Annotated in this window: 19 protein-coding genes; 3 read left to right on the plus strand and 16 right to left on the minus strand. The window is 61.4% G+C overall.

All coding sequences use genetic code 11. The features are described 5' to 3' along the window. Positions 1-11: 11 nt before the first annotated feature. The 16 genes from rpsH to rpsJ form a co-directional block, all read right to left on the minus strand. On the minus strand, positions 12-413 hold the full coding sequence (rpsH, locus tag Pla111_RS08225; RefSeq protein ID WP_146573224.1) for a 30S ribosomal protein S8: 402 nt from the start codon (positions 411-413) through the stop codon (positions 12-14). A gap of 142 nt (positions 414-555) precedes the next feature. Continuing rightward, positions 556-741 carry a type Z 30S ribosomal protein S14 gene (locus Pla111_RS08230; RefSeq protein WP_146573225.1) on the minus strand — a complete coding sequence of 62 codons (186 nt, stop codon included), beginning with the start codon at positions 739-741 and terminating at the stop codon, positions 556-558. Between the two features lie 142 nt (positions 742-883). Continuing rightward, positions 884-1,444 (minus strand): 50S ribosomal protein L5, encoded by a 561-nt coding sequence (gene rplE / locus Pla111_RS08235; protein WP_146573228.1) that lies wholly within the window; start codon positions 1,442-1,444, stop codon positions 884-886. Between the two features lie 76 nt (positions 1,445-1,520). Continuing rightward, positions 1,521-1,868 carry a 50S ribosomal protein L24 gene (gene rplX / locus Pla111_RS08240; protein ID WP_146573230.1) on the minus strand — a complete coding sequence of 116 codons (348 nt, stop codon included), beginning with the start codon at positions 1,866-1,868 and terminating at the stop codon, positions 1,521-1,523. A gap of 62 nt (positions 1,869-1,930) precedes the next feature. Then, entirely contained in the window at positions 1,931-2,299 is a 369-nt protein-coding gene (rplN, locus tag Pla111_RS08245) for a 50S ribosomal protein L14 (protein ID WP_146573232.1), read from the minus strand. 182 nt (positions 2,300-2,481) lie between these two features. After that, a complete protein-coding gene (gene rpsQ, locus Pla111_RS08250; protein WP_146573234.1) occupies positions 2,482-2,802 on the minus strand; it encodes a 30S ribosomal protein S17 in 321 nt (106 codons plus the stop codon). A gap of 146 nt (positions 2,803-2,948) precedes the next feature. Continuing rightward, positions 2,949-3,161 (minus strand): 50S ribosomal protein L29, encoded by a 213-nt coding sequence (gene rpmC, locus Pla111_RS08255; RefSeq protein ID WP_146573236.1) that lies wholly within the window; start codon positions 3,159-3,161, stop codon positions 2,949-2,951. A 50-nt stretch (positions 3,162-3,211) separates the two neighbouring features. Next, positions 3,212-3,628: a 50S ribosomal protein L16 gene (rplP, locus tag Pla111_RS08260; protein ID WP_146573238.1), complete on the minus strand. Its 417-nt coding sequence runs from the start codon at positions 3,626-3,628 to the stop codon at positions 3,212-3,214. Next, positions 3,567-4,262: a 30S ribosomal protein S3 gene (gene rpsC / locus Pla111_RS08265; protein ID WP_146573240.1), complete on the minus strand. Its 696-nt coding sequence runs from the start codon at positions 4,260-4,262 to the stop codon at positions 3,567-3,569. The genes rplP and rpsC overlap by 62 nt, the downstream gene beginning before the upstream one ends. Before the next feature lie 100 nt (positions 4,263-4,362). After that, positions 4,363-4,689: a 50S ribosomal protein L22 gene (gene rplV / locus Pla111_RS08270; RefSeq protein ID WP_146573242.1), complete on the minus strand. Its 327-nt coding sequence runs from the start codon at positions 4,687-4,689 to the stop codon at positions 4,363-4,365. 141 nt (positions 4,690-4,830) lie between these two features. Beyond that, positions 4,831-5,100: a 30S ribosomal protein S19 gene (gene rpsS / locus Pla111_RS08275; protein WP_146573244.1), complete on the minus strand. Its 270-nt coding sequence runs from the start codon at positions 5,098-5,100 to the stop codon at positions 4,831-4,833. A gap of 98 nt (positions 5,101-5,198) precedes the next feature. Next, the gene (rplB, locus tag Pla111_RS08280; protein WP_146573246.1) at positions 5,199-6,062 is read right to left on the minus strand and encodes a 50S ribosomal protein L2; all 864 of its coding nucleotides are present in this window, start codon (positions 6,060-6,062) and stop codon (positions 5,199-5,201) included. Positions 6,063-6,139: 77 nt separating this feature from the next. After that, entirely contained in the window at positions 6,140-6,454 is a 315-nt protein-coding gene (rplW, locus tag Pla111_RS08285; protein WP_146573248.1) for a 50S ribosomal protein L23, read from the minus strand. A gap of 52 nt (positions 6,455-6,506) precedes the next feature. Beyond that, positions 6,507-7,157, minus strand: a complete 651-nt coding sequence (gene rplD / locus Pla111_RS08290) for a 50S ribosomal protein L4 (protein WP_146573250.1) — start codon at positions 7,155-7,157, stop codon at positions 6,507-6,509. A gap of 63 nt (positions 7,158-7,220) precedes the next feature. Then, complete coding sequence (gene rplC, locus Pla111_RS08295; RefSeq protein ID WP_231930925.1) at positions 7,221-7,889, minus strand: 50S ribosomal protein L3; 669 nt, start codon at positions 7,887-7,889, stop codon at positions 7,221-7,223. Positions 7,890-8,308: 419 nt separating this feature from the next. Further along, entirely contained in the window at positions 8,309-8,626 is a 318-nt protein-coding gene (rpsJ, locus tag Pla111_RS08300; RefSeq protein ID WP_197524864.1) for a 30S ribosomal protein S10, read from the minus strand. Between the two features lie 433 nt (positions 8,627-9,059). Here rpsJ and Pla111_RS08305 point away from each other — a divergent pair, with 433 nt between their 5' ends. From Pla111_RS08305 to Pla111_RS08315, 3 genes are all read left to right on the plus strand, one after another. Further along, positions 9,060-10,502 carry an FG-GAP repeat protein gene (locus tag Pla111_RS08305; protein ID WP_197524865.1) on the plus strand — a complete coding sequence of 481 codons (1,443 nt, stop codon included), beginning with the start codon at positions 9,060-9,062 and terminating at the stop codon, positions 10,500-10,502. 219 nt (positions 10,503-10,721) lie between these two features. After that, positions 10,722-11,855 carry a hypothetical protein gene (locus Pla111_RS08310; protein ID WP_146573257.1) on the plus strand — a complete coding sequence of 378 codons (1,134 nt, stop codon included), beginning with the start codon at positions 10,722-10,724 and terminating at the stop codon, positions 11,853-11,855. A gap of 90 nt (positions 11,856-11,945) precedes the next feature. Continuing rightward, positions 11,946-12,440, plus strand: a complete 495-nt coding sequence (locus tag Pla111_RS08315; protein WP_146573259.1) for a hypothetical protein — start codon at positions 11,946-11,948, stop codon at positions 12,438-12,440. The last annotated feature ends 10 nt before the right edge of the window (positions 12,441-12,450 follow it).

Genomic DNA, 12,450 nt, shown 5'->3' on the forward strand with positions numbered 1-12,450 from the left:
AACCGCAGGGGCTACCACAACTCGCAAAGCACTTCGCCGCCGATGTTCTTCTGTCGCGCCTCGCGATCGCTCAACACGCCGCGGCTGGTGCTAACGATCGAGATCCCCAGACCATTGAGCACGGGTCGCAGCTCTTTGGCCGGGGCGTAAACCCGTTGGCCAGGAGTGCTCACACGCTGGATGTGCTGGATAACCCGCTCGCCGTTGGGACCATACTTGAGGTCGAGCATCAGCTGCTTGCCGGGGGCTGTCTCGGAGTCTTCCTCGTGGAAGTCCCAGATGTAGCCCTCTCGCTTGAGCACCTCGGCGACGCCACGCTTCACCTTGGAAAGCGGCATCTGCACGATAGGACGCTCGACACGGACCGCGTTGCGGATCCGCGTGAGCATATCGGCGAGGGGGTCGGTCATCATAGGGAGGCTTGAGTCCTGAGGCTCGAGGCTTGAGGTCTTTTGGTTCCGAAGGCTCTGCTGCTTGGTGGTCCCTCAAGCCTCGGGATCCAAGCCACAAGCCCTCACTCTGGCGGGTCGTTAGTCGGTTTGATTCGGCGGTCGGTTACCAGCTGGCTTTGCGCACGCCAGGGATCAGGCCCTTATCGGCCAGATTCCGGAAGCAGATCCGGCAGATGCCAAACTTGCGATACACAGCGCGAGGACGACCGCAAATCTTGCAGCGGTTCTCACGCCGACTGCTAAATTTGGGCACTCTCTCGGCCTTGGCGATCTTGCTCTTGCTTGCCACGGGCTGGTTTCTTGTACGGGGGGGTGGTCGGTGGTAGTCGATCGGTTGGGCTTAGGCTTCGGCTACTGCCGACGGAGGCTCAACCTGTTGTACGGTATCTCATAACCGCCGCTTGGCGGGGGTGCGGGCTCCGCGGGGGAGCCTACTTTTGGTCGCTACGCTCGAAGGGGAAGCCGAGCAGGTCCAGCAGCTTGGCGGCCTCTTCGTCGGTTGCCCGAGTCGTGCAAATGGCGATGTTCAGCCCCTGCGGTCGCAGGTACTTGTCGGGGTTGAGCTCAGGAAAGACCGTTTGCTCGTTCAGTCCAAGGCTGTAGTTGCCGTTGCCGTCGAAGGCATTTCGCTTCACGCCACGGAAGTCGCGGACTCGCGGCAGAGCAATCGAGACCAAACGGTCCAGGAACTCGTACATCCGTACTCCGCGGAGCGTCACCTTGGCACCGATTGGCATGCCCTGACGCAGACGGAAGTTGGCAATCGACTTGCGGGCCCGACACACGCAAGCCTTTTGGCCGGTGATCGTCGCCAGCGCAGAAGTCGCTTCTTCGATGTGCTTTTTGTCACTGATCGCGCTGCCAACGCCCATGCTCACAACGATCTTATCCAGCTGGGGCAGCGACAGCACGTTCGTGCGGCCGGTGTACTCCTTGAGCTGGGGAATGAGCTCGTCGTAGTAGCGATCACGGAGACGTGCTGAGGCGACCATAACTTCGGCTGAGTTGGCTTGGCGAGCCGCTGGGGCTCGGGGTGGGTGCTGACTTGTGTTTATTTAACGGCGACGATCAGCCGTTGGCGTGTGCGGCTCGGGCGGGTGCGATCTGGCCTGCGCTGGCGTCACACTTGCGACAGTGTCGCTCCTTGCTGCCGTCTGCCAAGAACCGAACGCCAAGGCGTGTCGCCTTGGTGCACTGCTCACAAACGTACTGCAGGTTCGAAAGCTGGACCGGCATCTCTTTGCTCAAGCGTCCGCCCTGGGGATTCTTCTGGCTCCGCTTAACGTGCTTGTAAACCTTGTTGACCCCTTCGACGATCGCCTTCTGCGTCTCACGATCGATTTTAAGCACGCGGGCACGAACGCCCTTGTCGGCGCCGGCGATCACGAGAACGGTGTCACCTGACTTGATCAACATGATGGTTGGCTTACGGTTGACGGTCTTTGTTTCGGTAACGGGGTGGTCTGCATCCGCGAGGATCAGACAACCTCGTTGGCGAGGCTAACAATCTTCATGAAGCGACGATCGCGAAGCTCGCGAGCCACCGCACCGAAGATTCGCGTGCCGCGTGGATTGTTGTCTTTGTCGATGAGCACCACAGCGTTGGAGTCGAAGCGGACGTAGCTGCCGTCGGACCGACGCGTGGGCGACTTCACCCGCACGATCACGCCGCGTACCACCGCCTTCTTCTTCACTTCACTGCCGGGGATGACGCTCTTCACGCTGCAGATAATCACGTCGCCAAGTCCTGCAAATCGACGCCGGCTGCCGCCGAGCACCTTGATGCACATGACCTGTTTCGCGCCCGTGTTATCCGCGACGTTCAGCCGCGTCTGCATCTGGATCATCGTATTTCTTTCTGTCCGGTCCGGCCGTCCTTGCCGGTGCCCGCTCTGCGGTTAACTCTGCCGGCGGCGTTCGCCCGACACAACTTGTTTTCTTGCTGCTAATAGCGGGGCCGGTTAAGGACTCGCTCCTCGGAAGTCACCCCAACGGGCGGCCTCTTGCGATTTGGTCTAACTCGCTGATCTCAGCCTTCCGGCGAGGCCGCTGCTTCGGCCTCTAGCTGAGCCTTCTGAGCCGCTCGCATCGCCACCAAGTCAACCACCTGGCTCTTGGCAACGACCTTCACCAGCTCCCAACGCTTGAGTTTGGAACGGGGCGGGCACTCGATGATCTCCACCGTATCGCCCTCGTGCGACTCGTTCTGCTCGTCATGCACGTGGCAGACCGTACGACTCTTGACGGTCTTGCCGTACTTCGGGTGGCGCACCTTGCGGTCAATTTCGACACGGCGGCTCTTGTTCGCTTTGTCGCTCGTGACGACGCCGACGAGTACTTTTTTTGGCATGGAAGCTAAGTGGCTGGTTGAGGCGGGCCGAGTGGCGGCGGTCGCTTCGCTGTTGGTTTTTGGTACGGCAGGTGACCAAATGGCCGGTTCGCCGGCTCGCTTATCTTGTTCTGTACTTCGTGAAGATTATCGCTCTCGGGAACTGCTTACTTCGTTGCCGCGGCAGCCGCGATTACCCGCTCCGTTTGCAGCGTCTTGACGCGGGCGATCATCCGACGATTGCGGCGGAGCTCGCTCGGGCTGTCAAGCTTCTCGGTCTGGGCCTGCACGCGCAGACGGAACAGGTTCTCAGCGGCTTCTTTCGCCGTGAGCTCAAGCTGCTCGTCGCTCATCTCGCGTAGTTCGGTCAGGTTCGACATAGGAGTAACAAAGGGGATTGCAATTCAAATCGGCTGGCAGCAGGCGGCTGTCAGAAGTTCTCACGCTTCACAAGCTTTACGCGGATCGGCATCTTGTGAGCCAACCGGGCGAAGCAGACCTTGGCGGCCTCCTCCGAGATACCGGTGACTTCGTACAAGATCGTGCCAGGCTTAACGACGGCTGCCCAGAAGTCCGGTTCACCCTTGCCCTTACCCATCCGGGTTTCGAGCGGAATCGAGGTGACCGACTTGTCTGGGAAGACGCGGATATAAAGCCGGCCCTCACCACGCACGTACTGCTGCGCCGCGATACGCCCCGCTTCGATCGTCTGCGTGCTAACCCAGCCGCCCTCAAGCGCCTGCAAGCCGTACTCGCCGAAGATCACACGGTTACCGCGTGTCGCATTACCTTTTATACGACCTCTTTGGCTTTTTCGGTGCTTGACTCTCTTGGGCATCAACGCCATCGGACTGCTCCTGGTACTCGCCCTGATTGATCCACACCTGGATGCCGATGTGGCCCTGCGGTGTCTTTGCTTCTACAAAACCGTAATCGATCTTTGCACGAAGTGTGCTCAGCGGGATCGAACCCGCGATCTGCTTTTCTCGACGGGCCATTTCGGCACCGCCCAAGCGGCCGGCCATCTGCACCTTGATGCCCTTGGCCCCCGCTTCCATGGTCTGCTCGAGGGCCCGCTTGATCGTGCGGCGGAAGGCCGCACGTTTGGCGAGCTGCTCGGCGATATCCTCGGCCACCAAGTGAGCCTGCAGCTCGGGGCGACCGACCTCTTCAACCTTGATGTTCACCCGCCGACCGATCAGCGCCTGCAACTCATCTTGCAGCTGCTCAACCTGCGTGCCCTTGCGGCCAAGAATCACTCCGGGGCGAGCGGCCATGACGACCACACGCACCTCGTCGCGGGTCCGCTCGATCTCGACCGAGGGGATACCGGCTGACTTGTACTTCTTGGTAACGAAATCGCGGATCTTCTTGTCCTCGACAAGCAGCTCGGCGAACTCTCGCTTCGGTGCGTACCAACGGCTCTTCCAGTCGAGCATGATGCCCGTGCGGAAGCCGATCGGATTGACCTTTTGACCCATGGTGAGTTTTAGAGGCGGTGTCGGGGGGATGGTTACTTGCTGGCAGTGTCGATCAAGCGGCTCTTGGCAGACGCGGTGCGGACCGCGAAGCAATCGCTGACTACTCAACCGCCACACTGATGTGAGCGAATCGCTTCTTGATAACGTGCGCCATACCACGCGAACGGGGACGCACACGCTTGAACATTGGGCCGCCATCGACTTTCACTTCGATGACCTTCAGGCCTCCGCGATTGGGGGCACCGCGGTCTTCGGCGTTGGAGAACGCACTCTTGATAACCTTCTCCAGCATCCGCGCCCCGCGGTGCGGCTGGAAGCGAAGGATCGCCAGGGCGTCATCGACACGCTTGCCACGCACCAGATCCGCCAGCGGGCGAACCTTAGTAGCGCTGATTCGGGCGTGCTTGTGAGTTGCTCGATAAGCCATTGTGGAGGCTGTAGGCTGGAGGCAGAAATGCGAGGTTGGCTCGGTGGTCTCCGCTCAGCTGACGCCCTGCTCCTCGATGGTTTGTTGAAACTGTGTGACTTGCTTGACGATACCTAAGGCCTGCCTGGTAACGCCTGAAATTTACTTCTTGCCCTTGCCACCGTGGCCGCGGAAGCTGCGTGTCGGTGAAAACTCGCCCAGCTTATGGCCAACCATATCTTCGGTGACGAAAACCTTTAAGTGCTGCTTGCCGTTGTAAACCATAAAGGTGTGGCCCACGAACTCGGGCACAATCGTGCACGCACGAGACCAGGTCGTGATCGGGTTCTTCGTGCCCGCTTCGTTCTGCTTCTCCACCTTAAGGTAGAGCTTAGGAACGACGTAGGGCCCTTTCTTGGTCGAACGACTCATGACTTAACGGCTAACGTGCTTGGTGTCGTAAGCCTGTCGCGGCAAGACTCGCTGCCCTGTGCGACAAGACGGTTGTTTGCTTCTTGATTAACGCGATTCTACTTCTTAACCAGCTTTTGAACGCCGTAACGGCGGCTCTTGCGGCGACGCACGATGGCGGCGTTCGAGGGCTTGCGACGCTGACGCGTCATGCCGCCCTTGGCGCTCTTGCCAGTCGGGCTAACCGGGTGACGACCACCCTTGGTGCGACCCTCACCACCACCGTGCGGGTGGTCGATCGGGTTCATCGCCGTGCCACGAACGTGCGGGCGACGGCCCATCCAACGCTTGCGACCAGCCTTGCCCAGTTCGATGGCGCTGTGATCAGGATTGCTCGTCGTGCCCACCACCGCCCGACAGGCGACCGGGACACGCCGAATCTCGCCGCTGGGCAGCGAAAGCTGAGCCCAACCCGCCTCGCGGGCCATCAGCGTGGCGCTCGTGCCGGCACTGCGGCACAGAACCGCACCGCGCCCAGGACGCAGCTCAACATTATGAATCTGTGTGGCTAGCGGGATCTTCGACATCGGCAGGCAGTTGCCCACCTTGGCCTCAGCATGCTCGCCGCTCATCAGTCCGTCGCCCTGCTTCAGGCCGTCCGGGGCGATGATGTAACGCTTCTCGCCGTCCTCGTAAACCAGCAGCGCGATCCGCGCCGAACGGTTGGGATCGTACTGGATCGAATCCACGACGGCCGGCATGCCGTCCTTGTTACGACGGAAATCGATCAAGCGATACCGACGCTTGTGACCGCCGCCACGGTGCCGGCAGGTGATCTTACCCTGATTGTTGCGTCCACCCGTCTTGGTGATCGGACGCAACAAGCTCTTCTCGGGCTTCGCGCCCGGCGTGAGCTCTTTGAAGTCGCTCACCGACGCATTGCGACGGCCGGCAGACGTTGGCTTGTATTTGCGGATGCCCATGGCAGCTAGCTATTTATTACGGTCAGCGGTCGAACGTGCCGCAAAACAAATCTGCGGCGGGTCGTACGGCGAACGGCTTAGAAGAAATCGATTCGTGAGTCTTCGTGCAGGGTGACGATCGCCTTCTTCCAGTCAGCGGTGTGGCTGAAACCGAACTTGGTTCGGCGCGGCTTGCCCTTGCGATTCTGCGTCGCAACCTTCTCAACTTTCACGTTGAACAGCGTCTCAACCGCTTGTCGCACATCTTGCTTGGTGGCGAGTCGGCTGATCTGAAACGTGTAAGCGTTCGAGCGGGTTGAACGATGCACGCCCTTCTCGGTCACCAACGGCTTGATGATGACCTGATGCGGCTCGAGCGTGAGCGAAGTTTTTTGGGGGTAGTGGCGTGGCATGCTTACGACAGGCGGTTAACGGCGAGCGAGCTTCCGGCTTCTAGCAGCGTTCTCAGGCGTCGGCGGTCTTCGGCTTCGCTGCGGCACTCGCCTTCAGGGCGTCGAGCGCGGCCTTCGTTACCAGAACGCGACGGGCAGCGAGCAGGCTCAGAGCGTTCAAATCCGCCGCAGGCGATACATCCACCTTTTGAATGTTGCGTGCTGACTTGTAGACGTTGACATCCAGCCCGTTGGTCGCGACGAGCAGCGAAGCACCGTCACAACCGAGGTTCTTGATGAGCAACGCCATGTCGCTCGTCTTGGGTGCGTCGAACTTCATATCGTCAATGATCACCAACTCGTTGTCACGCACCTTTGAGGCGAAGGCCATGCGGGTCGCGAGGCGGAGCGCTTTCTTGGGCATGCGGTAGGAGTAATCACGCGGGCTGATGGCGTGGATATGACCACCACCGCGCCGTACACCCGACCGCTTATGCCCGGCACGGGCGTTACCCGTACCCTTCTGGCGATACATCTTCTTCCGCGAACCTGAGACCTCGGCACGGGTCTTGGTCTTGTGCGTTCCCTGCCGCTGATTGGCCTGGTACATCACCACGGCGTCGTGCAACAGCTGCTTATTGATCGACGGCGCAAAGTCGGTCGGCTCGACATCGTACGTGCCGACCTTATTGCCTTTGCGATCGTGGATTGTGAGTTTTGGCATGAGAGCGTTAGATCGTTAGTCGTTCGCGAGTGGTTGGCAATTGCCCCGTCATCGCGGCTTGATTTATTTAAGCTTGTTCGTTGTGCGGACAACCACCAGACCACCATTCGGCCCCGGCACCGCCCCGTTGAGCACGAGCAGGTTGTTCTCAACATCAATGCTGACCAGACGCTGATTGCGGACGGTCGTTTTGACGTTGCCATACTGGCCCGGCATGCTGACGCCCTTCATCACGCGACTCGGGTACGCACTGCAACCGGTGCCGCCCAAGTGACGATGGCACTTCTTAACGCCGTGCGTGGCACGCTGACCGGCAAAGTTGTGCCGCTTCATGGCACCCGAGAAGCCGCGACCCTTGCTCGTGGCGGTCACATCGACACGCAAAACGTCAGCAAAGGAGTCCACTTTCACCTCGCCGCCGACTTCCACGCCGCCATTAAAGCTACCTGCGGCAGTAGGAAACTCGCGGATAAACCGCTTCGGCTCGCAGCCCGCCTTGGCAGGCAACTCCACACCGGCAGCCGTACGCGACTTGACACGCTTACTGTCTAGCTTGGCCACGTGCCCCCGCTCAGAACGCGAGGCACGCCGACGGGCCTTATCGAGATAACCAACCTGAACGGCTTCGTAGCCGTCGCGGTCGAGGGTCTTCACCTGCAGCACACGGCAAGGACCCGCCTGAATCACCGTGACCGGAACCGCTTCGCCCGCTTCATTGTACACCTGCGTCATCCCGACCTTGCGGCCCAGGATTCCCGCGAGCGGAGCGTTGGCGTTTTTATTGGCGTCTGCTGCCATGGCTTCGGTACTCTTGCTAACCGCCCGCCCGCAACTTGCGGAAACTAGCCTCGCCGCAAGGCGGAAGACTAATCCAGGAGCCAAAGCTCCAAGGCGCATCGGCGGCTTAGTGGGTGATTCGGCTTGCTCGCCAGGAGACTCGCGACCCCCTCCCGCCGGAGCGGAAGGGCATGCTTCGCGGCTTACCTAAACGAACTTCCGGACATGAATTAAACAATCTTCAGGACAGGCCAGCGATCCGCAGCCACCCGCAAGGAGGCCGCCACCAACGCCGTAAGTCGTTCAAAAGCAACAACTTAGGCAATGCAGCCAGCCCCACCGCGGGACTCGCCGAGACGCTTAGCAAATGACTATCAGCCGGCGGTAGCCTTGATCTTGATATCAACGCCGGCCGGCAGGCTCAGCTTGTTCAGCGCTTCAATCGTCTTGGCTGTCGCCTCGACGATATCAATCAGCCGCTTGTGCGTGCGGATCTCGAATTGCTGACGCGACTTCTTATCGATATGCGGGCCACGCAGGACGGTGTACCGCTCAATTCGTGAGGGAAGCGGAATCGGCCCGTGAACGACGGAATTGGTCCGCTTGGCGGTGTCTACGATCTCTGCGGCGCTCTGATCGAGCACCGAGTGGTCGTAGGCCTCCATACGGATGCGAATCACTTCGGACGCCACGGCCTGCCTCATCACTCTTTTCGCGTTGCCAACCCACCAAGCCGCGGGGCCGACGATTCGACCCGCTCCCGGTGGACTCTTCCGCACAGCGGAGAATCGCAAAGACTACGAACCCCCGGCGAAAGTGTCAACGGGCCAAATCGCGATTCCCAGAAAACCGAGCCCCGAACGCTTCCCCTGGGCGTGGTTATCCGGGCTTGCGAAGCGTTTCCGGCCCGGCAGGATTCCCTCATGCTTGGACGGGCTCGGGGCCCATCCGGCTCGGAGCCGCCGCGGACGCCACTGAAAGTCTCAGCGGCGGGCAATCGGCCCTCATTGGCCCGAACTTCGTTGACTCGCGACTTTGGCACAACTAGCTTGACCGACGTCTGAGCGGTTCGCGATCAAGATGAAGCCCCCGAAAGAGCCCTTCCCCCACAGCCGGAAGTGCATAATGCCTAGAATATCTCAACTGCCCACTCTCTGCGGCATCCCCTTCTTTGCCACCTTGGCAGCGGTTGCCCTGCTCCCCGGCAGCGCCTGTTCCGGCAATCAGCTGCTCAAGCTGACTTCGCCCGACGCGCAGGCCGATCAACTGTTCGGCGTTTCGGTTGCGATCGATAACGGAACCGCCCTGATCGGGGCCTATGGCGACAGTCAGAACGGACCGTTTGTCGGTGCGGCCCACCTCTTCAACACGGCAACCGGCGCGCCGGTTGCCAAACTGACCCCCGCCGACGGCCAATTCTTCGACAACTTCGGCGAGGCGGTCGCGCTCGCCGACGGGTACGCCCTCATTAGCTCGGTCGGGAGTGACGCCAATGGCAGCCTCTCGGGGGCCGCCTACCTGTACGACGCTTCTTCGGGGGCTCAGCTCGGCAAACTCTTGCCCGCCGACGGTGCTGCCGACGATCGCTTCGGCCGCTCGGTCGCTGTGGGCGAAGGCGTAGCGCTCGTCGGTGCCGTGGGAGATGACAGCGGGGCGGGGTCGGCTTATTTGTTTGATCTGTCCCCGCTCGCGCAGCGCACCAAACTCTTACCAACAGACGGGACCGCCGGCAAAGAATTCGGTACCGCGGTCGCTGTCGGCGGGGGTCGGGCCGTGGTCGGCGCGGTGGGAGACAACGCCTTTGCCGGAGCCGCGTACGTGTTTGATCTGACGACCGGCGTGCAACTCGCCAAGCTGGTACCAACCGACGCCACCGCCGGCAGCTTTTTTGGCGGTGCCGTGGCGATCGAAGGCTCGCTCGCCCTTGTCGGGGCTTGGAAGAACGACGCCAACGGCGTTGATTCCGGGGCGGCTTATCTGTTTGACCTGGATACCGGCTCGCAACTGGCGAAGCTCACCCCCGCCGACGGCTTGGCGGGCAACAACTTCGGGCGGAGTGTCGCGCTCGAACAAGGGGTCGCGATCATTGGCTCGCCCGGCTCGGGAAGCGTCGCGCGCGGAGCGGCCTATCTGTTTGATACCACAACCCTGGCCCAGCTGGCCAAGCTCACTCCCAGCATCGCAGCGGCCGACAACGGCTTTGGCTCGACCGTGGGGCTCGACGGTGGCTTCGCGATCATCGGTGCCCCCGGCGACAACCAGAACGGTGCCTTTGCTGGTGCCACCTATCTCTTCTCGACCGCTCCAACAATAGGCGGCGACTTCAACGGCGACCGCAAAGTGGACAACGGTGACCTCAACCTACTGCTCGGCTCATGGGGAAGCAGCACGGTCCCCGCCGCATGGATCAATGGCTTTGTGGCACCGGTCGATAACGGCGAACTGAACCTGCTGCTGGGCGACTGGGGCTTCGGAGTTAGTACCGCCGTCCCTGAACCGACGGCGGCGTTGCTGCTCATGACGCTGATCACGCTCTCCCAACTGGTGGGAAACCACTCTCCGCGCTGAGACGCTTCAGCTCCTAACCTTATTGCGCCTATCACCGCGGTCTCGCCGCAGCGTTCTCATCGCCGAGCGACACTTCTCGCATTGGCTAAACGCGGGCTTGAGTGCTGCGCCGGCGCAGCGCAACCCGTCTTTTCTTGCTTCTGCCGTTCTCGGCGTGGTATCACGGAGGTTGGCTTGGGGGGGGTTGCTCCTGCCTTAAAAATACTTCCTGGAGAGGCCATGGCTCCTGCAAAAACAACCCTTCTTGTGTTGATCGCGATGATCACCGCCACGCCCGCGGCAACGGCGGCGGTGACCAATTTCTACCCCCAGCAAGCGTTCCCCGGACTACCGGGTCACAACACCTACGACTTGCAAATCGGTTTCAGCGGGCAGCTCGGCGTGCAGCAGCTCTACGTCCGGCTGGTGGAAGGCTCGATCTACAACAACACGCCGTTCGGTAGCGCTTTGCCACCGAGCTCGGCGCTGCTCGCGATCGTGCCCGAGCTACAGTTCGACACCTTCGTTGCGACAGGTGGACTGACGAGTACGACCTCGGCACCCACACTGATCTTGGGCGGGGGGACAAATGCGGGCGGTGGCGCAGCGCTCGATATGACCTCAACCGATCGGCTCAGTGCCGCCTGGTCTCCCGCTGTGGGGACGACCGTCACGAATCAAAACGATTACACCATCGCACGGCTTACGTTATCGGATGACGCGCGCGGAGAACTGCTGTACTTCGGCACAACGACCGACAACGCCACTTATCAGCGACGGCTGCTTTTCCAGTCGGGGAGCATCTTCACGCTGGTCGATCCTTGGTCGGGCGACTTTAACTTCGACCTCAAGGTGGACAACACCGACCTGAACCTGCTGCTGGCCAACTGGGGTGCCGACAACGTCCCCGGCGCGTGGCTGCACAATTTCGTCGGACCGATAGTTGATAATAAAGAGCTCAACTCGCTCCTCGCGTCTTGGGGAGGAGTCGGGTTCTATAGCCCGTTCGCGATTCCCGAGCCGGGATCTGCGCTGCTATGTGGCGTGGCCGCTGGTTCGCTGCTCACCCGCCGGCGCAGGGTGCGGACTCGTGCCACCGGCACCAGCTCGGCCCCGGCATCCACCACGCCGGCCGCGCCGGTGGCCGTCCTGCTTGGCAGTACCGCCTCGGCACCGGCGCAGGTGACCGCGTTGCATGTCGTGCCGGTCGCTGTGCCGACCTTCAACGATCCCCTGTTCGATCTCTCCGCATCGTTCACGATCGATCTGGAGATCGACTTCACCGGCGCGCTGGGGGGTCAGCAGATTTACGTCTCGCTAACGCAGGGGGAATTGCTCTATCACCCGCTCGGCACAGGCACGCCCCCTGATTAAACGCTCTTCGCCGCGTCCCCCGGACTCCCCTACACCACCTTCATCGGCCTAGGCGGCCGCGCCGCGCAGACCTCGGCAGCGATCACGGTAGTGAGCGGGTCGATCAACCTGCCCGGTGCCCCCGCCAATCTGCTCTTTGGCCCTACGCAGCTCCGTGCTGCTTTTGCGGCACCTCCAGGCCCGCCGATCACGGATAGCGAAGCCTTCTTCGTCGCCCGGCTCACCTTTAGCGATGACGCGCAAGGCACGCTCGCTTACCAGGGAACCACCTCTGGCAGCGGCGTCGCAGTATTCACCCTGCCGATCGCGGGCGACCCCTACCCCGATGGCGACTTCAACTACAACGGCGTCGTCGACAACGGCGACTTGAACTTGCTGCTCAGCCGCTGGGGCCAGACGACCGTTCCGCCCGAGTGGGTCAACGGGTTTGTCGACGGCCTGGTCGATTATCAAGAGGCCAACGCCCTGCTGCGCAGCTGGGCGTTCGGTGCCGGCATCAGCATCCCCGAGCCCGCGTCGCTCGCGCTGCTCATCCCCCTGCTCAGCCCCCTGCTTGGCGGTTGCCGCCGCAACACACGGACTTAACGCACGGAGC

This window comes from Botrimarina hoheduenensis, assembly GCF_007859815.1.
GTDB classification, from domain to species: Bacteria; Planctomycetota; Planctomycetia; order Pirellulales; family Lacipirellulaceae; genus Botrimarina; species Botrimarina hoheduenensis.

Bases quoted from the DNA above. Each gene is read 5' to 3' on its own strand.
- rpsH (WP_146573224.1), bottom strand. From the start codon at position 413: ATGATGACCGACCCCCTCGCCGATATGCTCACGCGGATCCGCAACGCG.
- rplE (WP_146573228.1), bottom strand. From the start codon at position 1,444: ATGGTCGCCTCAGCACGTCTCCGTGATCGCTACTACGACGAGCTCATT.
- rplX (WP_146573230.1), bottom strand. From the start codon at position 1,868: ATGTTGATCAAGTCAGGTGACACCGTTCTCGTGATCGCCGGCGCCGAC.
- rplN (WP_146573232.1), bottom strand. From the start codon at position 2,299: ATGATCCAGATGCAGACGCGGCTGAACGTCGCGGATAACACGGGCGCG.
- rpsQ (WP_146573234.1), bottom strand. From the start codon at position 2,802: ATGCCAAAAAAAGTACTCGTCGGCGTCGTCACGAGCGACAAAGCGAAC.
- rpmC (WP_146573236.1), bottom strand. From the start codon at position 3,161: ATGTCGAACCTGACCGAACTACGCGAGATGAGCGACGAGCAGCTTGAG.
- rplP (WP_146573238.1), bottom strand. From the start codon at position 3,628: ATGGCGTTGATGCCCAAGAGAGTCAAGCACCGAAAAAGCCAAAGAGGT.
- rpsC (WP_146573240.1), bottom strand. From the start codon at position 4,262: ATGGGTCAAAAGGTCAATCCGATCGGCTTCCGCACGGGCATCATGCTC.
- rplV (WP_146573242.1), bottom strand. From the start codon at position 4,689: ATGGCTTATCGAGCAACTCACAAGCACGCCCGAATCAGCGCTACTAAG.
- rpsS (WP_146573244.1), bottom strand. From the start codon at position 5,100: ATGAGTCGTTCGACCAAGAAAGGGCCCTACGTCGTTCCTAAGCTCTAC.
- rplB (WP_146573246.1), bottom strand. From the start codon at position 6,062: ATGGGCATCCGCAAATACAAGCCAACGTCTGCCGGCCGTCGCAATGCG.
- rplW (WP_146573248.1), bottom strand. From the start codon at position 6,454: ATGCCACGCCACTACCCCCAAAAAACTTCGCTCACGCTCGAGCCGCAT.
- rplD (WP_146573250.1), bottom strand. From the start codon at position 7,157: ATGCCAAAACTCACAATCCACGATCGCAAAGGCAATAAGGTCGGCACG.
- rplC (WP_231930925.1), bottom strand. From the start codon at position 7,889: ATGACGCAGGTGTACAATGAAGCGGGCGAAGCGGTTCCGGTCACGGTG.
- Pla111_RS08305 (WP_197524865.1), top strand. From the start codon at position 9,060: ATGCCTAGAATATCTCAACTGCCCACTCTCTGCGGCATCCCCTTCTTT.
- Pla111_RS08310 (WP_146573257.1), top strand. From the start codon at position 10,722: ATGGCTCCTGCAAAAACAACCCTTCTTGTGTTGATCGCGATGATCACC.